Here is a 24,624-nt window from a genome sequence, read left to right on the forward strand (position 1 = left end):
ATTGAGTCGAAACATCATCGCGTCCTTGGTGAGCGCGATGAGAGCGCTTGCGGATGGCGAAGACGCTGCCGTGACGATGGAGAGAGATGTGCCGGGTGCCGATCATGGCGCCGGTTGGGCTGTTCCTTCCATCCTGCGCGGTGTCCGCCCAACGATAATCGCCCGGCTGCGGCCGGGTCGGGAGGTATATTCATGCCACGCACCGCGCTGCGCCATTCCGTTTCTCGCTCCGTCCTGATGCTGCTCGCCCTGTCCGCCGCGCCCGCTCTGGCGCAGGAAGGCGCTGCGCCGCAGGACGATCAGGGTGCGGCCGACATCATCGTCACCGGCACCAGCATTCGCGGCGTTGCCCCCGTCGGTTCGCCACTGGTCGCCGTGGGCCGTGCGGAAATCGAGCAGTCGGCGGCGACCACGACCATTCGCATTCTTCAGGAAACGCCGCAAATCCTGAACTATGGCGTATCGGACACGACCCGCAGCGGCGCTGGCGGCGCCAGCAATGTCGCCTATGGCAATTCGATCAATCTGCGCGGCGTCGGCCCCTATGCCACGCTGACCCTAATCAACGGCCATCGTGCCGTGCCGCAGGGCACGGCCGGCAACAGCGTCGATCCGTCGACCATTCCGACGCTGGCGCTGGAACGGGTCGAAGTGATCGCAGATGGCGCATCGGCCATTTACGGATCGGACGCGGTCGCGGGCGTCGCCAACCTCATCCTCCGCCGCAAATATGAGGGGTTGGAAGTCGAGGTGCAAAATGGCTTTGCCGACCATTATCGCGAAAGCCAGATCGGCGTCATCGGCGGGCACAAATGGGATACTGGCCAGATCACCGCCTCCTTCCAGCATACTTACCGCACCAATTTGAGCGGACTGCATCGGGATTTCTATGGCGCGGACCTGAGCGATCGCGGTGGTGCCGATTATCGCGTCACCCAGTGTGCGCCGGGCAATATCGTGACCGGCGGGACCAGCTATGCGATCTCGGCGGGCGGCGCGACGCCCGACAATCTGGTCGCCGGCACCAGCAACAAATGCGATAATCTCAAAGCCATCGACCTGGTGCCGCAGCAGGAGATCAACAGCGCGGCGCTGACCTTCGATCAAGACATCACCGACGGCATCCGCTTCTATGCCGACGTCTATGCCGCGCGGCGCGATGCACAGCGGCGTGGGCAGACGGCAGCGCAGAACCTGACCGTGCCAAGCAGCAACGCTTATTTCGTCGCGCCTGCCGGCACCAATCCGGCGAGCGAGACGGTGCAATATAGCTTCGCCAATGATTTCGGCCCTTATTCCAATACCGACATCACGTCGAAGACGATTCAGGGGACGGCCGGCATCAATGCCGATCTGTTCGGCGACTGGCAGATCGACATATATGGCACGATCGGCGACAGTCGCGATCATGTCCGCTCCCACGGCAATCTAACCGATAGCGCCGCATTGACCGCGGCCTTGGCGAGCAGCGATCCGGCGACCGCCTTCAACCCGTTCGGGACATCGCCCAATAACCAGAATGTGATCGATGCGATCATGAACAATGTCACCGACACGCGCGGCCACAGCAAGATGCGCGCGGCGGAAGTGACCATGAACGGCACGCTCTTCAGTCTTCCGGGCGGCGATGTGAAGGTCGCGGTGGGCGCTGAATATTACAAGCTGAACCTGCGCACGGGGCAGGTGCGCGGTCGGGTCGGTGCGCAGACCGGTACGGACCTCAGCCTTGGCCGCAACGTCAAGTCGGCCTATCTGGAACTGATGGTGCCGATCTTCGGTCCCGACAATGCCATCCCCGGTTTCCAGCGGCTCGATCTGGATATTGCCGGACGCATCGATGATTATAGCGATGTCGGCGTGACCAAGAATCCCAAGATCGGCATCAACTGGGAACCGGTGCGCAACCTGAAGCTGCATGGCAGCTACGGCGAAAGCTTCCGCGCGCCGCTGCTGACCCAGCTCATCAGCGCGGGTGGCACGCAAATGTATATCCAGAATTATTTCGACCCGACGGTCGGCACCACGGTGCAGGGCGTGGCGCTGTCCGGCGGCAACCTGAATCTGAAACCGGAAACGGCGCGGACATGGTCGTTCGGCGGCGAATATTCGCCCGACTTCCTGCCCGGCGCGCAACTGAGCCTCAACTATTTCGATCTGGTCTATAAGGGGCAGATCAACGGCTATCTGTCGAACCTGAACGTGCTGCGGCAGGAAAATCTCTACAGCTCCATCATCCTGCGCGACGCGGCGGCGCAGGCGCGGATCGCCGAACTGATCGCGCAGGGTCTGACCATCAACGGCGGCACCACGGCCAATGCGCAGGCGGCAAACGTCTTTATCGAAGGGCGGCCGAGCAACCTTGGCACCACCATTACGCGCGGCATCGACTTCGGCCTGTCCGTACCGGTGCGGACCTACAATGCCGGCGATTTCCGCTTTTCGGTGCGGGGCACGCATTTCCTGACCTACAAGGTCGGGATTACACCCGACGCGCCGGTGATCGATCAGGTCAACAATATCGACTATCCGCTGAAATGGCGCGCGCGCGGCGTGGCCGGCTGGTCGAAGGGCGGATTCGATGGCAGCATCGTTGTCGCCTGGCAAAATGGGTATAACAATACCTATGTGACGCCGGTCGAGAAGATCAAAAGCTATACCACGGTCGACCTGCGCCTGGCCTATGACCTGAGCGAAACCGACATTCCGGGGACGGAAGGCGTGAAGATCGGGCTGGACGTGCAGAATCTGTTCGATCGCAATCCGCCCTTCGTGGACCTTGCTCCGACCAGCAATGGCGGCGGCGGCGGTTTCGATCCGCAGACGACCAATGCGATTGGTCGGATGGTGTCGCTCTCGATCAGCAAGAGCTTCTGATGCGGGCCGGTCTGGCGGTCGCGGTGATCGCGCTCATGGTGTCGGTTCCTGCCTGGGCAGGGATCGACCGGATCGACGGGCCGGTGCCGGTGACGGCGACCAGCCAGATCTACAACAGCGCCAATGTGCCGGGCGCCCTGCCGGCCATCGATCTGGCGGCGCATGGCTATGTCGAGGAGGAATATTTCCTCCACGGCACGGCAGACGCCTTCCGGCATGAGGCAGATGGCACATTGTCTATCCTGACCAGGGATGTGCCCTATGGCACGCGGATCATCGTGCGGCGCCCGAAGGATAATGCCCGGTTCAGCGGCATCGTCCATTTCGAGCCTATCCACCCGTCGCAGGGTGGGACGAGTCACTGGCTGGCGACCGCCGATTATCTGATGAAGCGGGGCGATATCTATGTCGCTGCCGGCCTTGGCGACGATGCGCCGAGCCGCGCCATTTCCGCCAAGGGGCCGGTCCCAACGGCGCAGAGCCAGGTGCTGCAATGGTTTGAGCCGGATCGCTACAAGGCGATCCAGTGGCCGAAGGAAGACGGCATCCGCTATCAGGTGATGGCCGATCTTGGTGCCCTGCTGCGCAGCGATCGGGCGGATAATCCGCTCAAAGGGCTGAAGGTGCGGCGCCTGCTGGTCGGTGGCTGGTCGTTCACCGGCAGCGTGCAGCGCAGCTTCATCAATGAAGGCTTTCATGATCGCGCCCGCCTGCCCGATGGCAAGCCGGTGTTCGACGGCTATCTGCTCGGCATATCGTCGCGCTGGAACGGGGGCGGCTATGTGCCGCTCAACAGCGAGGAGCCGCCGGTCGCCAATGACGATCCGCGCCGTACCCTGCGCCCGATCGACGTGCCGGTGATCGAATTCATGAGCGAGTTCGAGGTCGGTACCGGTCGGCCCGAGCAGCAGCCCGACAGCGATGCGAAGGTCGGGGCGCACCGGGTTTATGAACTGGGCGGCGTCATCCATGGCTCCAGCATGATTGACGGCAATCCGCCGCGCGACCGGCGCGCCAATATGGTGCAATTGGCAGCGAAAGGCTATCCGGTCGCAGGCGTGAAGGGCGAGGAGGCCGGCAATAGCTGTTCCCTGCCGATCAGCGACGTGCCGCATGGTGCCTTCATCCGCGCGGCGCTCGACAATCTGCGACTGTGGACGGACGAAGGCGTATCCGCGCCCCGCGCGCCGCAGCTTGGCTGGACCGCCGACCGCAAGATAGCGCGCGACAGGAACGGTAATCCGGAGGGTGGCCTGCCCGTGGCTGAGTTTCAGGTGCCGCTGGCCGCCTATGGCCTTTACACTGGCAGCGATCAGCCGGCTTGCGTCGCGAAGAGCGGCCGGCCAATCTTCCTGCGGCAGGATATGGATGCGACTACGCTCAAGGCGCGTTATGGCAGCGCGGCCGGTTTTGCGAAGCGCTACGATAGGGCGGTCGATGCGCTGGTGCGGCAGCATTGGTTGCTGCCCTCTGACGCCGCGGCGCTCAAGGTCAAGGCCCGCGCGGATGCAGCGCGCCAATTCGGGAAGCGATAAGGGAATGAGGATGAAAGCTCTGGCGGCTGCGCTTCTGGCGTTGACGGCGATGGCGAGCGGCACGGCCATCGCCGCGCCCACAGATAGCAGTTTCGGCCATTATCAGCCGAAGCAGGACTATGACGGCATCCATAGCGCGTCTCTCTATGTGCCGATGCGCGACGGGGTGCAACTCGCGGTGCGGATCGACCGGCCGATGCAAAACGGCAAGATCGTTCAGGGCCGTTTCCCGGTGATCTGGCATCATACCCTGTCCATTTCGCAACTGACGGCCGATGGCGCGGGCGGACGGGTGAGCGGCTTTCGCCAGATGCAGGAACTGGTGCGCTATGGCTATGTCGTGGTGCAGGTGGCGCGGCGCGGCAATGGCCAGTCGACCGGCGTGCGGCGCGGCTATCATGACCGGAACGAAGCGCAGGACGCCTTCGACATGACCGGATGGCTGGCGAAGCAGGACTGGTCGAACGGCAAGGTCGGCGTCTATGGTTGCTCCAACACCGGCGACGCCGCCATGCATGTCATGACCATGCGTCCGCCGGCTTTGAAAGCCGTGTTTGCCGGCTGCTTTTCCTGGAACAAATATGATGCGTTCCGCCGGGGCGGCATCTTCGCCCAATGGGGCACCGGCCCGACCCGGACGGTCGAGGACGATATGAAAGTCTCGCCGGTCGACGGCGATGAGAAAAAGGTGATCCTGCGCGAGGCGGCCGAGGAGCATCAACTCTCGACGCCGCTGTTCGACATGTGGAAGCAGCTCCCATACCGCGACAGCTGGTCGTCGCTGGTCGCCAGCCGTTTCTGGGCGGAAGGCAGCGCATCCAGCTATGCCGACCAGATCAGGTTGGGCGCGGTACCGCTCTATATCCAGGGCGGCTGGCGTGACGAATTGCGCGACCAGGCCTTCATCGCGCATCGCAATGTACCGGGATCGCGCGTGCTGATCGGCCCCTGGGCGCATTGCAACAGTGATGATTTCGCGCTGCTGGAGGAAATGCATCGCTTCTACGATCGCCATCTCAAGGGGATCGATACCGGTATCGACGCGCAGGCGCCGATCCATTATTTTACCGTCAACGCGCCCAAGGACAGCGAATGGCGGGCGACGACCGACTGGCCGCTCAAGGCGACGAAGATGACGCCGCTCTATTTTGCCACCGGCAAACTGGCCACCGCTCCGGTCCGGAGCAAGCCGGTCAGCTTCAAGGCGCGCTACGACATCGCCTGTCCGGATGCCGGCAGCGGGTCGCAGGTCCAGCCCTGCCATGTCGCCGGATCGGGGGTCAGTATGGCTGGCGCACCCGTGGCGGCGGATACCGAAGTTACCGGCAACGCGCTGGCTGATCTCTGGATCTCGTCTGACCAGAATGACGCCAACATCTTTGCCTATCTGGAGGATGTCGCGCCCGACGGCACGGTTCGGGTCGTCACGGAAGGGCGGCTGAAGGCATCGCTGCGCAAGGAAGCTCAGGCGCCCTGGTCGATGCCGCCGGGCGTGCCATGGCACCGGGCCTACAGGGAAGATGCCCAGCCGCTCAAGGCCGGCGAGCCGACACATTTGCGGTTCGACATGATGCCGACCAGCTGGGTGTTCCAGAAGGGGCATCGGATGCAGATCACCCTGACCGGTTCCGACCATCGCGAGCGGGCGCGAAACATGGCAACGCCGCCCACCATCACCCTCTATGCCGATGCGGCCCATCCCTCGCAGGTGGCGGTGCCGGTCATTCCGGCCGGCCAGCCCTGATCGGACTGGTGCCGATCACGGCGATTGGCGCCAGTCCGGACGTGGCGGGGCTTCGCGGTCGGAGGGAGATATGCTAGCGCGACGAGGATGAAGACGCGCAGCACAGCCAGTGGATCGCATGACGAAGGGTCGGGCCGCCGCCGTCAGATATTGGAGATTGCGGCCCAGCTCTTCGCCAGAAAAGGCTATCGCGGCACCTCCATGCGCGACATCGGCGAACAGGCGGGTGTGTTGGGCGGTTCGCTCTACCATCATATAAAGTCCAAGGATGCCTTGTTCGTGGAACTGCACGACGGCGCGCTCGACGCGGCGGAAGAGCGGATTGCCGAGGCGGCAGACGCCCGGCATGATCCCTGGGACCGGTTGCTGGCCGCCTGTGCCACGCTGCTGGACATCCAGTTGGCGCCGGATTCCCTGACCATGCCGATGATGAACGATTTCCGGGAGGTGCCCGACCCGGTGCGGGCGCAACTGATTGCGCGTCGCGACCGGTTCGAGGGCCTGTTCCGGTCCCTGGTCGACGCGTTGCCGTTGCCACCGCATGTCGATCGGTCCATCTATCGCAACCTGCTGCTGTCGCAGTTGAATTCAGCAGCGGACTGGTATCGCCCGGGTCGGCTCAAACCGTCCGATATTGCCGCGCAGATCATCACCATTTTCCGACATGATGGTCATTGAGCAGGCAAAGCCTGCCCAATAACCAAGAGTGGCAAGATCACCCCGCAAGATACTGTGTGTGTTTTAGGTAAACAGTTGGATCAGGCGACCTGGAGACTCGCTGCCCCGATGATCCGTTCCGCCATCTCGTCGGCGATCCATGCCGGGGACCGTCCTTCGCGCTGCGCGAGGTCCAGTATCTCGCCGACCCGCGGGGCGATCTGATCGACGCGGGCCGCGACACTTGCCCGGTCCTCACCCAGATATTCGGCGGAGACGCTGATGATGCCGCCGGCATTGGCCACATAGTCGGGGACGTAGGCGATGCCGCGTTCCTGCATCAGCGCAGCGACTTCGGGCGTGGCCAACTGATTATTGGCCGCACCACAGACCAGCCGGGCCTTCATGCCGGCGACGCTTGGCGCCGTCAGCGCGCCGCCCAGAGCGCAGGGCGCGAAGATGTCCGCCTCCGCCGCTGCAATCTCCTCAACATCCACGACGGTGGCATTCAGCACGGCGCCCAGCGCGTTGCGGCGGCGCGGATCGATATCGGCGATCACCAGTCGCGCCCCGGCATCGGCCAGTTGCCGGCACAGGCTCGCCCCGACATTGCCGGTGCCCTGTACGGCGATGGTCAGGTCGGATAGCTCCGCCCCCAGGGTCAGCCGGGCGGCGGTCCGCATCGCTTCGAACACGCCCAGCGCGGTCCTGGGCGACGGGTCGCCCCCCGCCTGATCGCCCGATGGATCGAGCCCGGCAACGTGGCGCGTCACCGTGGAGACCGCACGCATATCCGCCACGGTTGTGCCGACATCTTCCGCCGTGACATAGAGTCCCTCCAATGCCTCGACCGCGCGCCCGAAGGCGCGAAAGAGCGCGGTACGATCGAAGCGACCTTCCGGCTGGCGCAGCACGGCCTTCGCGCCGCCGAACGGCAGTCCGGCAAGGGCATTCTTGTAACTCATGCCCTCGGCCAGACGGCAAGCATCGTCGAATGCGGCTTCAAGATCGGGATAATGCCAGAAACGGCACCCGCCAGCGCCCGGCCCGAGCGCGGTGGAATGGATTGCGATCACACCGTCCAGGCCGCTTTCGGGATCGAGCAGGCGCACCGATTGCATCGGCGGGTTCTGACGAGCGGGACGGACGACCATGATTTTCTCCTCGGGAATGTCGCGCTGCTTATCGGCCGATCGCTGAGGAGAAACTTGCCCGATTTTCGATCCATTTCTCAAAATAGTGGATGATCTATCCTGATTTGAACGGTAATCAGGAAAATATGATCGATCTCGATAATTTTGAGCGCAAAATTCTCCGTGAGTTGCAGCGTGATGCCAGCCAGACCACGGCTGAGATTGCGGAAAAGGTCGGCCTGACCGCCTCGCCCTGCTGGCGCCGTATCGATCGACTGGAGAAGGAAGGGTTGATCCGCAAACGGGTGGCGGTGATCGACCGGCGCAAGGTCGGCCTCAATGCGCAGGTCTTCGCTCAGGTAAAGCTCAACGCCCATGGTCGCGCCAATCTGGACGAGTTCAGTGCCGCTATTCGTGGTTTTCCGGAAGTGCTTGAAGCCTATGTCCTGATGGGGACAATGGATTTCATGCTTCGCATCGTTGCGAAGGATATCGAAGCCTATGAGCGCTTCTTCTTCGAACGGTTGAGCAAATTGCCCGGCGTGCAGGAAATCAACTCCACCGTTGCGCTGTCGGAGATCAAGGCGACCAACGAACTGCCGATCTGACGCAAAGGTCGGACATCCGCGCGGCATCGCCCGTTTGAGGCAGCGCACCCGCCTGACATCCGTTTGTGGACGCAGAGACGCATCGCCTCTTTGGCATACGGTTCTACGTCGTTCGTGCAATCTGCCTAGCTTTGTGCATAAGGTATTTCGTATACAGTATTTGACATTGCGCTGTTATTGCCGCAGCATCCCGCCTGCAAAAAAGGTCAGGGAGACACAAAATGCGGAATTACCGTGTGAAACTATGCTGCGCGGTGGCTGTCGCCGCGCTGGTGCCGGGGGCGGCGCTGGCGCAAACGGCCCAGGAAGGCGATTCGTCCGGCGCGTCTGAAATCGTGGTGACGGGCACGCGCATCAAGCGACCCGATCTGGAAAGCAACAGCCCCCAGACTGTCGTGACCTCGGAGGAATTCCGCTATCAGGGCGCCACGACCGTCGAAGGCGTGCTGAACCGCCTGCCGCAATTCACTGCCGACGCGAACGAGAATGTGTCCAACGGATCGGACGGCACGTCCAACATCAACCTGCGCAATCTTGGCTCCAACCGCGTGCTGGTGCTGGTCAACGGCCAGCGCATGTTGCCGCAGCAGGCGATCGATCTCAATTTCGTGCCCAGCAGCCTGGTCGAGCGCGTTGACGTCCTGACCGGCGGCGCGTCGGCGGTCTATGGTTCGGACGCGCTGTCGGGCGTCGTCAACTTCGTGCTGAAGGACAATCTGGACGGCATACGCATCGATGCCCAGACCGGCTTCTACCAGCATGACAATAACAACAGCGCCGTGCGTAGCCTGCTGGATGAGAAGGGCTATCGCAAGGCGAATGGTTCGGTCATGGACGGCGGCAAGCAGGACATCACCATATCGGCAGGCAAGAATTTTGCCGATGGTCGCGGCAACATCACCGCCTATGCAGGCTATCGCCATTACAATCCGGTGCGCCAGTCCACGCGCGATGTATCATCCTGCGCCCTGCAACAGGCCGACGATGCCGGTACCGCGCTCTTCTGCGGCGGGTCGAGCAATACCCCTTATGGCACGTTCGTCCCGCTGGAGGGCGCCTATCAGGGACAGACGCTGACCAATAGCAAGGATGGCACCCAGACCTTCGTCCCCTATGACAATAGCTACGCCTATAATTATGCGCCGGACAATTATTTCCAGCGTTCTGACGAGCGTATCACGGCGGGCGCCTTCGCCAAGTTCGAGCTGAGCAAGGCGGCAGAAGTCTATGGCAGCTTCATGTTCATGCGCGACCATACTTTCTCGCAGGTCGCGCCCTCGGCCATCTTCCTCGGCTCGCCCTTTGCCATTTCGTGCAACAATCCGCTGGCGAGCGCGAGCCAGCTCGAAACCCTGTGCGGCAGCAAGGCGGGCACCGATCAGACGGCAGACGCGCTGGTCGGCTATCGCATGTCGATCGCCCCGCGTCGCGATGACCTGAAGCATACCGACTATCGTTACACGGCCGGCGTACGCGGCGATCTGGGCAGCGGCTTCAGCTATGATGTGAACTATCTCTATTCGCTGGTCCGCTTCAAGGAACGCTATCTCAACAATGTCGACGCGGTGAAGGCGCAGCGCGCGCTGGACGTCGTGACTGTCAACGGCGTGCCCACCTGCCGGTCGGTGGTCGACGGCACCGATCCCAACTGTATCCCGGTCAATGTCTTCTCGGCTGGTGGCGTGACCGCTGAACAGGGCGCCTATCTGTTCACCCCCAGCAACACCTCCTCGCGCAATTCGCAGCAGGTCTTCTCCGGCACGCTGAGCGGCGACCTGGGCCAGATGGGCATCACAAGCCCCTGGGCCAGCCGTGGCGTCGGCATCGCGCTGGGCGCTGAACATCGCCGCGAAACGCTGAACTTCTTCGCTGACGACATCGCCCAGCAGGGCGGCGCCACCAATGCGGATGGCATCATCAGCGTGACCGAGGGCTATGGCGAAATCGAAATCCCGCTGATTTCCGACATGCCGTTCGTCCGCTCGCTGACGATCAATGGCGGCCTGCGCTATTCGTCCTACAGCAATGAACAGAAGTCGACTGGCTTCAAGTCGAACTTCAACGTCTGGACCTACAAGGGTGAACTCAGCTGGCAGCCGGTCGATGATCTGCGCTTGCGCGCCAGCTACAACCATGCCATCCGCGCGCCCAATATCGGCGAACTCTTCGCGTCGCAGTCGGTGGGCAACGTTGCGGGACAAGATCCCTGCTCCGGCTCAAATCCGGTGGCATCGCAGGAAACCTGCGCGCTCACCGGCGTCACGGCTGCTCAATATGGCAATATTGTCGAATGTCCGGCGGATACCTGCTCGGCACTGGGTGGCGGCAATCGCAATCTGCGGCCCGAAACCGCCGACACAATCACGGCGGGCTTCGTGCTGACGCCGCGTGCGCTTCGCAACTTCTCGCTGTCGGTCGACTATTACAAGATCAAGGTGAAGGACTATATCGGTGCGCTCGACGCATCGCTTATCATCAGCCAGTGCGCCGAAACCGGCGACGCTTATTATTGCGGCCTCTTCAACCGCGATCCGCGTTCGGGCGCGATCTTTGGCCAGAACGGCTATATCGTCTCGACCACGCTCAATACCGGTTATCTGAAGACGTCGGGTATCGATATCACCGCCGATTACACCTTTGGCATCGGCAAGATGGGCCGGTTCAACGTCAACATGGTCGGCACCTGGCTGGCCGAGCAGGTGGCGCAGCCGCTGCCGGGCCTGGGCAGCTATGACTGCAAGGGGTTGTTTGGTTACACCTGCGGCCAGCCTTCGCCAGAATGGCGCCATGTGGCTCGCTTCACCTGGATGGCACCGAGCGACACCGTGCTTTCGCTGTCCTGGCGTCATATCGGCGGGACCAAGCTGTCGAGCCTGTCGGACAATCCGTCGCTCAGCGGTACGCCCAGCGTCATCAATCGCAAGATCGACGACTATAATTACTTCGACCTGTCGCTGACCCAGTCGATCGGCAAGCAGCTCACGCTGCGGGCCGGCGTTAACAACATGTTCGACAAGGACCCGCCGGCGATCGCCGCAGGCATCCTGTCGTCCTTCGGCAACGGCAACACCTATCCGGGGGTCTATGACTCGCTGGGTCGCAACATCTTCATCGGTGCGACGGTGAATTTCTGAAAGATCGGCCGGCCGGGCAAGTTCCCGACCGGCAGACATGAAAAAGGCCCGCCTGCATGACGATGCAGGCGGGCCTTTTTACTTGGAGCGGGATAGGGTCAGCGCGCCGCGTCGATGGTGAAGCTGTAGGTCAGCGATCGCAGCGGGATGCGGAAATTCATGTGGGCGCGACCGTCCAGATTCCATCCGGTATCGCCCCCTACGCCCGCCTGCGCCGCATCGATCAGCAGCGTGCCATGGTCATGCGGGCGAATGTCCGAACTGTGCGCCTGCCCTGTCGGTTTCATCGCCAGATCCGTGTAGGGGAATGCCAGTGCGTTGACCGACAGCGGCTGGGCGCCGGTGATCCGCAACCCCGTGCTGGCGCCGGTACCGGTCAGCGCGATCCAGCGCACGTCGCTCTTGTTCCCCGATTCCTGCGGCCGAGCATAGTCATGATATTGCTCGGCGATGCTGCCGCTCCATTGCGCGATCAGCCCCCCACTCTTGCGATCTGCATAAGTCTCCTGCGGTCCGCGACCGTACCAGGCGACCCGGTCCAGTGCGGCCGGCGTGTCGAACGCCAGTCCGACGCGCAACGGATCGGGCAGCGTGTCGCGGATCGGATCGAAGCGCATCGTCACGCCCACCCGGCCATCGGCAGCCATGGTCCAGCGGGTTTCGACCTTCACCGATCCCACGCCCATGTCATAACGAACGATGATGGCGTTGCCTGATCGCTCGACCGCCTCGACCCGGCGATGGTCGGAGAAATATTGCCACATGGCATGGCTTTTTGGGATGCCGGCGCCGACGTCATTGTCGGTCGGCGCCCGCCAGAAATTTGGTGTTCCGCCGCTGAGCAGCAGGGTGCCGCCGCGTGCGTAGCGCCGTAGCAGACCGGTTGCACGGTCGACCTCCAGCACGGTGTCGCCAGCGGACAGGTTGAGCGTTTCCGCTGTCTCGACCGGTTCTATAGCGCCGGCCGGTGGCGCGGGCGGGGCAGGAGCGTTGAGGGCGAACTGATCCCACCCCATGACATGTCCCGCCGGTAGCATTGGCACGGCACCCGCCTTGGCCCGCGCGCGGAGTACCAATATCCGCTCGGCCGCTGCATTTTTCGGCGCTGGCAGGGTAAGGGGTAGCGGCGCGCTGCCGCCCGGCGCCACGACGGGCATGGGCAGGCTGCCGCTGGCGGCAGCGATGCCATCCTCCATCACCGTCCAGTCCAGCGTGAAGCGCGACAGGTCGATATGGTCGTGCCGGTTGAGGATGCGATAGCCATTACCATCCGTCCCGAAGGCGATGGGTGCCTGCACCTTGGCCAACTCATAATATTCGGGGTCGGGGGTCCGGTCGGACTGGACCACCCCGTCGCCGACCGGGCTGTCGTCGCCATGGACGCCGGGCGCCTTGGGATCGGGATCATAATCCAGCCCCTGCCCCCAATAGGGGCGCCCATCCTTGTCATGCAGCAGCATGGTCTGGTCGACCCAGTCCCACACGAAGCCGCCCTGCAATTTGGGATGCGCCCGGATCGCCTGCCAATAGCCCTCCAGATCGCCCAGGCTGTTGCCCATCGCATGCGCATATTCGCACAGGATCAGCGGTTGTTTGAAGGCCGGATCGCGCGCATAATCGATCATCTTTGGGACATCGTCATACATGGGCGCGAAGATGTCGACATAGCTGTTCACCGGGTGGCGCCAGCCGCTCATGCTCCAGCCGAGGAAGCTGACGAGGCGCGTCGGATCTTCCTGCTTCACCCATTTGGCGGCGACTTCGAAACTGTCGCCGATCCCGGTTTCATTGCCCAGCGACCAGAAGATGACGGACGGATGATTGCGGTCCCGTTGCACCATACGCTGCACCCGATCCAGATGCGCGGCGCGCCATGCGGGATCGTTGCCCAGCAGTACGGACGGATCGTTGTTCCGCTCCTGCGAGTGGCTGAGATAGCCGTGGCTCTCGATATTGGCCTCATCCATGATGTAGAGGCCATATTCGTCGGCCAGATCATACCAGCGCGGATCGTTGGGATAATGGGACGTGCGCACCGCATTGATATTCGCAGCCTTCATCAAGGCGATATCCTTGCGCATCGTCGCTTCGGAAACGATGCGGAAGGTCTTGGGATCATGCTCGTGCCGGTTGACGCCACGGATCATGACCCGCTTGCCATTCACCCGCACTTCGCCGCCGGCGATCTCCACCGTGCGGAATCCGATCCGCCGGCTGGTCGCCTCGACCAGTCTGCCCTTGTCGTCCAATAGTTCGACCAGCAGCGTGTAGAGGTTGGGCGTTTCGGCGGTCCATGGCTTCACGCCCGGCAGGCCGGCGTCCATCCTGACCGCGCCACTGCCCGTCGCCTCGCGCACCAGCAGGCTCTTCCCGTTCTCCAGCACGGTGGCCCGCACCCGCATCGCCGCCGGTGTGCCGCCGATCGCGACCGTCAGCCCCAGCGTCCCGTCGCGATAGTCATGCTCCAGCCCGGCATTGACGGTCAGGTCGCTGATATGGGTCGGCGGCGCGGCATAGAGGCTGATGCTGCGCTCTATGCCATTGACCCGCCAGCAATCCTGATCCTCCAGATAGCTACCGTCGGCAAAGCGATAGAGTTCGATCGCTACGACATTGTGGCCCGGCCTGGCATAGCGGCTGATATCGAATTCGGCCGGCAGCTTGCTGTCCTCTGAATAGCCGACCCGCTGCCCATTGACCCAGATATAATAGGCCGCGCCGGCCGCGCCCACGGTGAGTAGCAGCCGGCGTCCGGCAAAATGGGCCGGGATCGTCACGTTGCGCCTGTACGAGCCGACCTCGTTCAGGTCATGCGCGATCTTGGGCTGGTCACGGGGAAAGGGGTAGCCGCTGCCAACGAACACCGGTCGGCCATGCCCTTCCGCCTGCCAGATGCCCGGCACCTTGATCGTACCCCACTGGCTCGCGTCGAAATCAGGACGGTAGAAATCGACTGGCCGGCTTTCCGGGTTGGGCGACAGATGGAACTGCCAGTCCCCGTCCAGCGAGAGATGATAGCGGGAGCGCGCGACGTCGCGGGACAGCGCAGCCTCGCGCGTCTCGAACCCCTCGAAGGTCGCATGCATCGGCTCGGCGCCCTGCCGGATCACCTCGGGCTGCTCCCATTCGGGCAAGCTGGTCTGTGCCGCAGCGGGGGAGAGAAGAAGGCCGGCGATCAGCGCGCCGGTCGCGCTGGAGTGCATCCACATGCGCATCATTCTCTCCCCTCGCTCTTACTGCCCCTTGACCACGACCATCACCGCGCCGCGCGCCGGCACGGCATAGCTGGCGGGCAGAGCGTTGGCGGTCGCGCCGGACCATTGATCCTCGACCTGGGTGATCGAGGACAGGCCGGCATCCGCCGCCGTCACGGCCATGGTGACGGATTCGTTCCCGCGATTGAACAGCGCGAGCGCTACGCGCCCGTCCGCCAGCGGCTTGGCCCACACTTCCAGTGCGCCTTGCTTGCGCACGGCCTTGCCCTGCACACCGCGCGCATCCTGGTCGATCGCGATGACCCGGCGGTTGGTCAGCATCGCCAGCGTCGCCGCATCCGTCTCGCGCAGGTCATGACCCATCATCAGCGGCGCGGCCGACATCGCCCACAACGTCATATGGGTGCGATATTCGTCCGCGCTCATCCCGCCATTGCCGATTTCCAGCATGTCGGGATCGTTCCAGCCATGCGGGCCGGCATAGGCAGCGTTGCCATTCTTGTCGAAACCGATCTTGGCCATCGTCTCATAATCGTCGGTGATGTCGCCGGTGGTGCGCCACAATTGTCCGCCGACATCGCGGCCCCAACTGCCGACGTCGAAGCGACCATATTCGCACAGCGAATAAATCATCTCCCGCCCGGTGGCCTGCAAAGCCGTGCCCATTTCATGATAGCTGCGCTTGACCGTATCGGCATCGGCATAGAACCATTCGCCCGAACAAAGATCATATTTCAGATAGTCGAAACCCCAGTCGGCAAAGCTCTTCGCATCCTGCGCGACATGGCCGTAGCTGCCCTCATAGCCGGCGCAGGTGCGCGGCCCCTGCGAACTATAGATGCCGATCTTCAGTCCCTTGGCATGGACATAGTCGGTCAGCGCCTTCATGTCCGGGAACTTCTCGTTCGGCTGCAACACGCCGCTGGCATCGCGCTGGCCCTGCCAGCCATCGTCGATGTTGATGTAGGTATAGCCCGCGTCGCGCAGGCCGCTCGACACCATCGCGTCGGCCATGGCGCGCACCGTCTTGTCGTCAATATGCTCGGCGAACTTGTTCCAGCTGCTCCAGCCCATCGGCGGCGTCGCGGCCAGCTTGCTGGGGATGGGTTGGCCCAGCGGTGGCAGCGCGGTAAAGCGGAAGGCGCGCGCCTTGGCATCCTTGGCCGTGCCGCGATAGCCGTCGATCGCGATCGCGCTTTCCCAGATCTGCCCTTCCAGATGCGGTTTCCCGTCCTTCAGGCTGACGCTCCAGTTGCGGGTCGGATGGTCGCGGTCATTGATGTTGCGCGCCTCGAACAGCAGCTTCCCATCCTCGATGCGCGGGTTCATCATCTCGACCGGACCATACCATAGCGTCGTGACGCGGCCCTCTATCTTCGCGCCCTTGCTCGTCACCTCCATCATGGTGACGCCGGGCGTGGGTGGCGCCTTGTCGAACAGCCAGACGCCGTCGAAGGCGGTCTTGGCGGCGGCGGGCATGGTCAGGCTGGCGGTAGCGAAAAGGGCAGCAAAAAGGGCGCGCGTCATCGCGATCTCCTCAGTGGATCAATGAAAAACGACAATGGAAAGGGAGGGAGTCGCCGTTCAGGCGGCCGCTTCCTCCTGCCGGGCGCCGCTCCGGCTGCGGCTATAGAGGCAATAGAAAAGCAGGCCGATCACATTCCAGGCACCGAAACGGACCAGCGTGGTGTCGGGCAGGCTGAACAGCAGATAGGCGCAGCCCAGGATTGTCAACGTCCCCACCACATAGGGCTGGGGGCAGCGGAACAGGCGGGGCAATTCAGGCGAACGGCGGCGCAGGATCATCAGGCAGGCGCCCACCGCCATGAAGGCGATCAGCGTACCGGCATTGGCCAGCTCGGCAATTTCGTCCAAGCGGAAGATGCCGGCGACCAGCGCGATCGACAGGCCGGTCATCAGCGTGATGCGGGTGGGGGCACCGGTGCGCGGGCTGATCTTGGCCAGGCTGCGCGGCAGCAGCCCGTCGCGCGCCATGACGAAGAAGACGCGGCTCTGGCCGTACATCATCACCAGGATGACGGAGGGCAGGGCGATGACGGCGGCCAGCGCGATCAGGTGCGCGGCGACCGGCTGACCCAGCTGGCGCAGCACCAGCGCCAGCGGTTCGGGCGAATTGGCAAGTTGCAGGAACGGCATGGCGCCCACGGCCGCGATAGCCACGCCCATATAGATGACGGTGCAGACCAGCATCGACCCGATGATGCCGATGGTCAGGTCACGGCCGGGATTTTTCGCTTCCTCTGCCGATGTGGCGACCGCGTCGAAACCATAGAAGGCGAAGAAGACGATCGCCGCCGCCGCCATCACGCCGCGCTTCTGCCCTTCGATTTCCGTGCTGGCAAAGCCATAGGGCATGAAGGGTTCGAGGTTGGTGGACTGGAAGGCCGGCAATGCCATGGCGACGAAAATCGACAGCGCGACCAGCTTGATGATGACCAGAATGATGTTGAGCGTCGCACTTTCGCGGGTGCCCGCGATCAACATTCCCATCACGGCCAGCGCCACCATGACTGCGGGCAGGTTGATGATGCCGCCGCCATGCGGCCCGACCAGCAACATCGCGGGCAGATGGACGCCCGCCGATTGCAGCCATCCGACCAGATAGCCCGACCAGCCGACCGCCACGGTTGAACAGGCCAGCGAATATTCCAGGATCAGGCTCCAGCCCACGATCCAGGCGATCGTTTCGCCCATGGCGGCATAGCTGAATGTATAGGCGCTGCCCGCTGCGGGGATCAGGGTCGCCATTTCGGCATAGGCGAGCGCGGCGCAGGCGCAAACCGCGCCGGCAATGGCGAAGGCCAGGATGACCGCCGGCCCGGCGCGTTCGGCGCCAACGCCGGTCAGCGTATAGATGCCCGTGCCGACGATCGCGCCGACGCCCAGAGCGATCAGATGCGGCCAGCTTAACGTCTTGGCCAGACTATGCCCGGACTCGCGCTTTGCGAGTGACTCGATGGATTTGCGTGGTCCGAGCATGAAGTCCCCTTTTATCGGATCATTGTGTGTGGCTGGCGGCAAATTGCGCGCGCAGGTCGTCCAGTGTGCTGGCGATATGGCTGGTCAGCAGCGCCTGTACTTCGTCGCCATTGCCGGCGAGCCAGGCATCGAGCAGCGCCTGATGTTCCAGATGCGCACGATCGCCGCGACCGGCGGGCTCCAGATGCGCCAGCACATAACGTTCGGCCAGCACCTCCAGCCGTTCGACCAGTTGCGTGGTCAGCAGCCGTCCGCCCGGCCGCACCAGCGCAACATGGAACTCCCGGTTGCGCACGGCGACGGCGTTCAGATCGTCATTGGCCGCCGCGTCCAGCAGCTTGAAGGCGTCGATCGCGGCCTGCTTGTCTTCTTCGGTCGAGCGCGTGCAGGAAAAGGCCGCGGCGGCCGGCTCGGTCGCCAGGCGCAACAGGTAGATTTCCTCCGCCTGATCGGCCGACATGGGGCGCACGAACCAGCCGCGATTGGCCTGGCTGGTTAGCAGCCCTTCATGTTCCAGCCGCGCAAGCGCCTCGCGCAGCGGAATCTTGCTGACGCCGAGTTCGGCCGCCAGTGCATCCTGCCGCACCGGCTCGCGGTCGGGCAGCTTTCCTTCGATAATCCGCTCGCGGATTACCTCGAAAATACGTTCGGAAAGCGTGCGGACGACGATGGTCACCTGTCTGTCTCCATATAGGGCGCTGCGACGCAGGAAAAACGCGTCACAACTTGACCGTATACGGTAGATAATCGTCTATTGCACTGCAAAAGCGCGGCTGTTGCATGTCTGTCCAATAATGTCACAACTCCCATGCGCGGCGCGGCTCTGGCCGGCTGCATGCTGGAGGAGGGACGAAATCGGGTCATGATCGGCTTTGGCCTTGTGCGCTATCTGCTCAGTCGATATACCGTATACGATATTGAAGAGGCGATGCAATGGAGTTTTTGTGGGGCGTGTAGCGATAGTGGGCGGTGGCGTGGTGGGACTGGCCACGGGGCTGGCTTTGCTGGACGCTGGTCAGTCCGTGACCCTGATCGATGACGATGCGGATGGGCAGGCGGCGTCGTGGGGCAATGCCGGGCATATCGCGGTCGAACAGGTGGAGCCGCTGGCGTCGCTGGCCCTGCTGCGTAGCGTGCCGCGCCGCCTCTTCCTGCGTGGTGGCGCATTGGACTTTCCCTTGTCTGCGGTCGGCGCATGGCTGCCCTTTGGCCTGCGGCTGATGGCGGCGGCGCAACCGGCGCGGTTCCGGCAGGGCAACGAAGCCCTGCGCGGGCTGCTGGCGCAGGCGATGCCGACATGGGAAGCGCTGGTCAATCGTATCGGCGAGCCGGACCTGTTGCGGCAGGATGGCCATTATGTGCTGTGGCACAGTGCGCAATCGGCGCAAGCTGGCCGCGCCGGCTGGGCAGCAGCCGATACCGGCACGGCGCAGGTGCATGACGCATCCTTGCCGGAACTGGCGCAATTGTCGCGCCTCAACAGTCATCCGCCAGCGGGCGCGATCCGCTTTTCGGGCAGTGGCCAGATCGCGGACCTTTCTGCCTTGCGCCTCGCTCTTCGCGCGGCTTTCGTGACTGACGGCGGCGAGATTGTCGGGCGTAGCGCTACTTTGCGCAGCATTGGCAGTCGGGTCGAGGTGCCTGGTATCGACGCCGATGATGTCATCCTCTGTGCCGGCGTTCGTTCCCGGCCGCTGATGGAAGCGTTGGGTCACAAGGTGCCGATGATCGCAGAGCGCGGCTATCATATCCGCGCCAATGCTGCCGATTGGCCGGGAGACCTGCCGCCGGTCGTGTTCGAGGACCGCTCGATGATCGTCACCCGCTATCGCGATGTGATCCAGGCGGCCAGCTTTGTCGAATTGGGCCGGGTCGATGCGCCGGCAGACCCGCGCAAATGGGAGCGGCTGGAACGGCATGTCGCGGAACTGGGCCTGCCGATCCGCGGTCCCTACACCCGCTGGATGGGGTGCCGTCCGACCCTGCCCGACTATCTGCCGGCCATTGGCCGGTCGGACCGGGTGGACAATCTCTTTTATGCCTTTGGGCATCAGCATCTGGGGCTTACACTGGCGCCCATCACGGCGCAGATGATAACGGCGCTGGTCACGGAAAAGGCGCCGCAGCTGTCCAACTCGCTGTTCGACATTCGGCGTTTCGCATAAGGGTATCATATGATTGGTGGATCAACCGCAGAGATCGAACTGGATCGCCTGCACCCCTGGACCGACCGCGCCGCTCCCATTGCGGCGGACGAGCGGCTGGCCCGCATCGCCAGGGCACAAGCGCTGGCCGACGGCATTGGCGCGCAGGCGCTGCTAGTCAATGCCGGGGCGTCGCTGCGCTATTTTTCGGCCGTGCCCTGGGGGCAGAGCGAGCGGCTGGTCGCGATGCTGCTGCTGCCGGGACGCACGCCGATCATCATCTGCCCGCATTTCGAGATCGGCACGCTGGAAGCCGACCTCGCGATCAGCGCCGATATCAGGTCCTGGCAGGAGGATGAAGATCCGGTAGCGCTCGTGGTTGATGCGCTGTCGCAAGCCGGCGTGCGGACGGTAGCCGTCGATCCCGAACTGCCCTTCCATTTTGCCGAGCGCCTCCGCACCGCGACGCCAGCGGCTCTGGTCGACGCCACCCCGGTCATCAGCGGTTGCCGCATGGTAAAGTCGGTGGCCGAACTGGCGCTGATGCAGCAGGCCAAGTCCATGACGTTGCAGGTGCATGCCGCCGCAGCGCGCATCTTACGCCCCGGCATAAGGGCAAGCGAAGTGACCCGCTTCATCGATGAGGCACATCGGCGGCTGGGCGCCAAGGGCTCCAGCTTCTGCATCGTCCAGTTTGGCGAGGCGACCGCCTATCCCCATGGCCTGCCGGGCGATCGGGCGCTGGAGGAAGGACAGTTGGTGCTGATCGACACCGGCTGCACGATCGAGGGCTATCATTCGGACATTACCCGCACCTATGCCTTCGGTGCGGTGGACGATCAGGCGCGCGATATCTGGGCGCTGGAGAAGGAAGCGCAGCAGGCGGCGTTCGATGCCGTCATGCCCGGTGCGCCGTGCGAGAGCGTGGACGCGGCGGCGCGGGCGGTGCTGGAGAAGGCGGGGCTTGGTCCGGACTATCGCCTGCCCGGCCTGCCGCATCGCACTGGCCATGGCATCGGCCTGTCGATCCATGAACCGGCCTATCTGGTGCGCGGGGACAAGACGCCGCTGCAACCGGGTATGTGCTTTTCCAACGAGCCGATGATCGTGGTGCCGCAGCGTTTCGGCATCCGGCTGGAGGATCATTTTTACGTGACCGAAAGCGGCGCGCAGTGGTTCACCCAGCCGCAGGTGGCGATCGACCGGCCTTTTGCCGGATGATTACCGGATATCGGGGCGCAGCATCCGCTGCGCCCCGATATTGATGACCAGCACCACTGCGCCGATCGCGGCGGCGACCAGGCCGATGCGTAGATAGGCGTCGAGGATGATCGTCCGGTCGCCGCCATTGGCGCCGCCGCCCATCGCCTCGATCACCGAGGCGATCACGCCAGCGCTGAAATTGCCGGCCGCCGTCGCGAGGAACCATGTGCCCATCAGGAAGCTGAGCATATGGCGCGGGGCGAAGCGGGACATGGCGGAGAGGCCTACCGGCGACAGGCACATTTCCCCGATCGCGTGGCACAGGAAGAGCAGGAAGATGAAGGCGAGCGGTACCTTCTGATCCGCCGGCACCCACTGGGCCAAAGCCATCAGCACGAAGCCGCCGCCGACCATGATGATGCCGAAAGCGAAGCTGCTGATCGGCGTGGGCATCCGGTCCGCCTTCGCGAGGCGCAGCCAGAGCGCGGCGAAGGGCAGGGCGATCAGGCAGACGAAGAAGGGGGGGAGTGCCTGAAAAACCGAAGCCGGCACTTCATGGCCGAAAACCATGCGGTTGACATGATGGTCGATGAAGAGGCTGAGCGAGGAGCCGCTCTGTTCGTAGAGGCCCCAGAAGACCGGCTGGATGACGATCAGCGCCAGTGCGTAGAGCAGCTTACGGCGCTCCTCGCCCGCGAGCCGGGCCAGAGCGATCCAAACCAGCAACAGGCCGACCAGAACGCCGCCGAGCGCGAGTAGGGTGCCTGTCAGTTTGGGGGAGATCAGCAAGAGCCAGCTGAGCAGGGTCAGCGGGATTGCGCTGGCATAGATCAACCATTCGCGCTTCAGGCCGAAGACGGGCTGCGCCAGCGCGGCTGGATTAGGGGCTTCACCGCCGCCCAGAAGATGACGCTTGCCGCGCGCGAAGACGATGACGCCGGCGATCATGCCGATTGCCGCCGCGCCGAAGCCATAGCCCCAGCCCAAAGTCTCGCCCAGAACGCCGCAGATCACCGGGCCGATCGCGCCACCCAGATTGATGCCCATGTAGAAGAGCGTATAGGCGCTGTCCCGGCGTGGATCGTGGGTGGCATAGAGCTTGCCCACCAACGCCGAGATATTGGCCTTGAGGAAGCCCGTACCCACGACGATCAGCGACAGGCTGATCCAGAAGACCGCCTGCGCCGATGTGCCCAGAATATCCTCTATCCCCAGCGTGATATGGCCGCTGGCGATCACCAGTCCGCCGAACAGCACCGCCTTGCGCTGGCCCAGCCAGCGGTCGGCGAGGTAGCCGCCGATCATGGGGGACAGGAAGACCAGCGCCAGATAGGCGCCATAGAGCAGGCCGGATTGCTCGCCCGAATAGAGGAAGTGCCGCGTCAGATAGAAGATCAGCAGCGCGCGCATGCCGTAGAAGGAGAAGCGCTCCCATAATTCGGTGAAGAAGAGGACGTAGAGGCCCTTGGGATGGCCCCAGAGCATTTCGGCTTCCGGCGGGGTGGTCGTCGTCATTGCGTCAGGGAATCCAGCGATAGTCGGGTTTGGCGGTGACTTCGGGGACGGGTGTGGTCAGGTCCGCGCCGCGCTTGGGGTCTTTGGCCGCGTCCTGATCCACGAAGCCGTAGGAGACGCCCTTGTCGAACTGGCCGCCGCGATGTTCGACGTCGCCGATCGTCTGTGCCGTGCCGGACAGGATAATCCCCTTCTCATACTCGCCGATGCCCAGCATGGACGTGGCCGCGCGGGCGTGACCGCGCAGGATCGTGTCGCCGCGCAGGACGGTGAGGCCGGAGATGACGGCATCGTCCTGCAACCGTGCCTGTCCTGAGACGACGGCATGATCTTTGACCCGTGCCCGATCGGCGACGGTGCCGGACAGGACGCGGGCGTAGGGGCCGACATAGGCCGTTGCCGCGACCTTCGCATCGGGGGCGACCCAGCCGCCGCCATTGGCGTGGCGATGACCGCCGGGAATGGGTGCGGGCGCGTCGGGCCGGGCGCCATTAAGTTCCACCATCCACGGGTAGCGGTAGATAGAATAATAGGGCTGGTCCCAGCGGATTTTCTGCATCTGCGACGGGGTGGCCATCACGACAAGATAGAGGCCCGTGTCGTCGGGCCGGATGGCGAGCGTGGTAGAGGCGCGGGCGCCGCGCTGTAGCGGGCTGTAGCGGCTCTTGCCGTCCGCGCCGACCGCGACCATGCCCCAGCGCCAGTCGGAAGCGGGCGGCGGGATGGTGTCGGGTTCGTCGGCGAGGCCGGGGAGTTTCGCGGTGGCGGAAGCCTGTTGCACGATGCCGCGGAAGGTGATGCTGACGCGCGACTGGCCGGGGTCAGGGTTCAGCTTGACGATATTATCGCCCCAGCGCTGCGGCGCCCACATTTCGGGCACGGCATAGCGGCGCTTGTCGGCATCGATCGGGTCGAGCACGGTCGCGGCCAATATGTCGGGGCCGCTACTCTGGTCGTAGCTGCCATAGTTTTTGCGATAGACGGCGCCATTGGCATAGTCCCAATTGGCATTGTGCAGCGCCCAGTCGCCGAAGGCATCGTTCAGCTGATCCTGCGTCCAGCCCATGCTGGTCTTCAGCACGGTAAAGGGATCGGCAGTCAGCCGGGCAGGATCGTCCTTGCCGGGCGCAGTGCGCCACAGGGCGTTGACGGCGTCATAGCCATGGCGGTCCTTGAGATATTCGAACCATTGCCAGTTGCAATAGCGCGAGCGGGTCGAGCCATAATAGAGGTGCGGATATTGTTTCAGCAGCACCGAACAATGGGTGTTGTCGCGAAATTCCGGCAACTGGGTGGTCATCCAGTTGGCATGGCTTTCAAACATCCAGCCGGTGTAAGGCGAGTCCATCAGTCGGCCAGTCGCGGCCTGCAAGGCGTGGGTCAGTTCATGGGCGAGGCCGAACCGATCCTTCAATGCGCCGGGGCCGATCCACATGCCCATATGGCCAAGCGAATCCGTGCCGCCAGTCAGGCCATAATCGGCGCCGATATAGGCGTTGACCTTGTACTTGGTGGCATCGCCGCAATGGGGCATCGGAAAGCCCAAAGTGTCGATGAAGTAGGACCAGACATATTCCAGATGCGCGGCGGCGGCCCTGGCATCGGCGGGATCGACGGTGCCGGGCTTCCAGTGGAAGGCGACATGGGCGCTTTCCATCTGGAGCGGCAGCGCGCCATTCACCTTGTCGCCCGGATCGGTCGCTGCCACGGTCCAGGGGGCGTTGGCGCAAATAGGATTTCCGGGGCTTAACTTCGCATATTTCCCGCGGGTTTCGACATTTTGTTGCGCCGGGCTAATCCTATCGGAAAGTGCCGATATGCAGTTGCGGGCCAGCATAGCAGCGGGGCCGCCAATAGGACAG

General features: G+C 63.5%; 15 protein-coding genes. 8 read left to right on the forward strand and 7 right to left on the reverse strand.

Features of this window, described 5'->3' with window-relative positions:
- Window positions 1–192: 192 nt before the first annotated feature.
- The 4 genes from ACNHGR_RS21045 (at window position 193) to ACNHGR_RS21060 (ending at window position 6,831) form a co-directional block, all read left to right on the forward strand.
- On the forward strand, window positions 193–2,874 hold the full coding sequence (locus ACNHGR_RS21045; protein WP_475288714.1) for a TonB-dependent receptor domain-containing protein: 2,682 nt from the start codon (window positions 193–195) through the stop codon (window positions 2,872–2,874).
- The gene (locus ACNHGR_RS21050) at window positions 2,874–4,409 is read left to right on the forward strand and encodes an alpha/beta hydrolase domain-containing protein (protein WP_475288716.1); all 1,536 of its coding nucleotides are present in this window, start codon (window positions 2,874–2,876) and stop codon (window positions 4,407–4,409) included. Before ACNHGR_RS21045 ends, ACNHGR_RS21050 begins: the two co-directional genes overlap by 1 nt.
- Before the next feature lie 10 nt (window positions 4,410–4,419).
- Window positions 4,420–6,153 carry a CocE/NonD family hydrolase gene (locus ACNHGR_RS21055; RefSeq protein WP_475288718.1) on the forward strand — a complete coding sequence of 578 codons (1,734 nt, stop codon included), beginning with the start codon at window positions 4,420–4,422 and terminating at the stop codon, window positions 6,151–6,153.
- Between the two features lie 87 nt (window positions 6,154–6,240).
- Entirely contained in the window at window positions 6,241–6,831 is a 591-nt protein-coding gene (locus tag ACNHGR_RS21060; RefSeq protein WP_184274730.1) for a TetR family transcriptional regulator, read from the forward strand.
- A gap of 80 nt (window positions 6,832–6,911) precedes the next feature.
- On the opposite strand, the gene ACNHGR_RS21065 is transcribed toward ACNHGR_RS21060, so the two are convergent.
- Window positions 6,912–7,964: a Leu/Phe/Val dehydrogenase gene (locus ACNHGR_RS21065; protein WP_475288720.1), complete on the reverse strand. Its 1,053-nt coding sequence runs from the start codon at window positions 7,962–7,964 to the stop codon at window positions 6,912–6,914.
- Between the two features lie 125 nt (window positions 7,965–8,089).
- On the opposite strand from ACNHGR_RS21065, the gene ACNHGR_RS21070 reads away from it, so the two are divergent.
- Together ACNHGR_RS21070 and ACNHGR_RS21075 are read left to right on the forward strand one after the other, a co-directional pair.
- Window positions 8,090–8,551: an Lrp/AsnC family transcriptional regulator gene (locus ACNHGR_RS21070; protein WP_184274734.1), complete on the forward strand. Its 462-nt coding sequence runs from the start codon at window positions 8,090–8,092 to the stop codon at window positions 8,549–8,551.
- A 221-nt stretch (window positions 8,552–8,772) separates the two neighbouring features.
- Window positions 8,773–11,685 carry a TonB-dependent receptor domain-containing protein gene (locus ACNHGR_RS21075; protein ID WP_475288721.1) on the forward strand — a complete coding sequence of 971 codons (2,913 nt, stop codon included), beginning with the start codon at window positions 8,773–8,775 and terminating at the stop codon, window positions 11,683–11,685.
- Between the two features lie 98 nt (window positions 11,686–11,783).
- Here ACNHGR_RS21075 and ACNHGR_RS21080 read toward each other — a convergent pair whose 3' ends face one another.
- Genes ACNHGR_RS21080 through ACNHGR_RS21095 form a run of 4 tightly spaced genes read right to left on the reverse strand, consistent with a single transcriptional unit; the run spans window position 11,784 to window position 18,576 of the window.
- Entirely contained in the window at window positions 11,784–14,903 is a 3,120-nt protein-coding gene (locus ACNHGR_RS21080; RefSeq protein ID WP_475288722.1) for a glycoside hydrolase family 2 TIM barrel-domain containing protein, read from the reverse strand.
- A gap of 15 nt (window positions 14,904–14,918) precedes the next feature.
- Complete coding sequence (locus ACNHGR_RS21085) at window positions 14,919–16,427, reverse strand: glycoside hydrolase family 27 protein (protein WP_475288724.1); 1,509 nt, start codon at window positions 16,425–16,427, stop codon at window positions 14,919–14,921.
- Between the two features lie 57 nt (window positions 16,428–16,484).
- Window positions 16,485–17,900 (reverse strand): amino acid permease, encoded by a 1,416-nt coding sequence (locus ACNHGR_RS21090; protein WP_184274741.1) that lies wholly within the window; start codon window positions 17,898–17,900, stop codon window positions 16,485–16,487.
- 19 nt (window positions 17,901–17,919) lie between these two features.
- Complete coding sequence (locus ACNHGR_RS21095; RefSeq protein ID WP_184274743.1) at window positions 17,920–18,576, reverse strand: GntR family transcriptional regulator; 657 nt, start codon at window positions 18,574–18,576, stop codon at window positions 17,920–17,922.
- A gap of 268 nt (window positions 18,577–18,844) precedes the next feature.
- Here ACNHGR_RS21095 and ACNHGR_RS21100 point away from each other — a divergent pair, with 268 nt between their 5' ends.
- On the forward strand, window positions 18,845–20,065 hold the full coding sequence (locus ACNHGR_RS21100) for an NAD(P)/FAD-dependent oxidoreductase (protein WP_475288726.1): 1,221 nt from the start codon (window positions 18,845–18,847) through the stop codon (window positions 20,063–20,065).
- A gap of 9 nt (window positions 20,066–20,074) precedes the next feature.
- Window positions 20,075–21,265 (forward strand): M24 family metallopeptidase, encoded by a 1,191-nt coding sequence (locus ACNHGR_RS21105; protein WP_475288728.1) that lies wholly within the window; start codon window positions 20,075–20,077, stop codon window positions 21,263–21,265.
- Here the strand turns inward: ACNHGR_RS21105 and ACNHGR_RS21110 are convergent, their stop codons facing one another.
- Window positions 21,266–22,762 carry a peptide MFS transporter gene (locus ACNHGR_RS21110; protein WP_475288730.1) on the reverse strand — a complete coding sequence of 499 codons (1,497 nt, stop codon included), beginning with the start codon at window positions 22,760–22,762 and terminating at the stop codon, window positions 21,266–21,268.
- Between the two features lie 4 nt (window positions 22,763–22,766).
- Window positions 22,767–24,470, reverse strand: coding sequence for an Svx/AvrXca family virulence/avirulence protein (locus ACNHGR_RS21115; protein ID WP_475288731.1), 1,704 nt, complete (start codon window positions 24,468–24,470; stop codon window positions 22,767–22,769).
- Between the last annotated feature and the right edge of the window lie 154 nt (window positions 24,471–24,624).

Source organism: Sphingobium sp. RS1 (assembly GCF_056156825.1).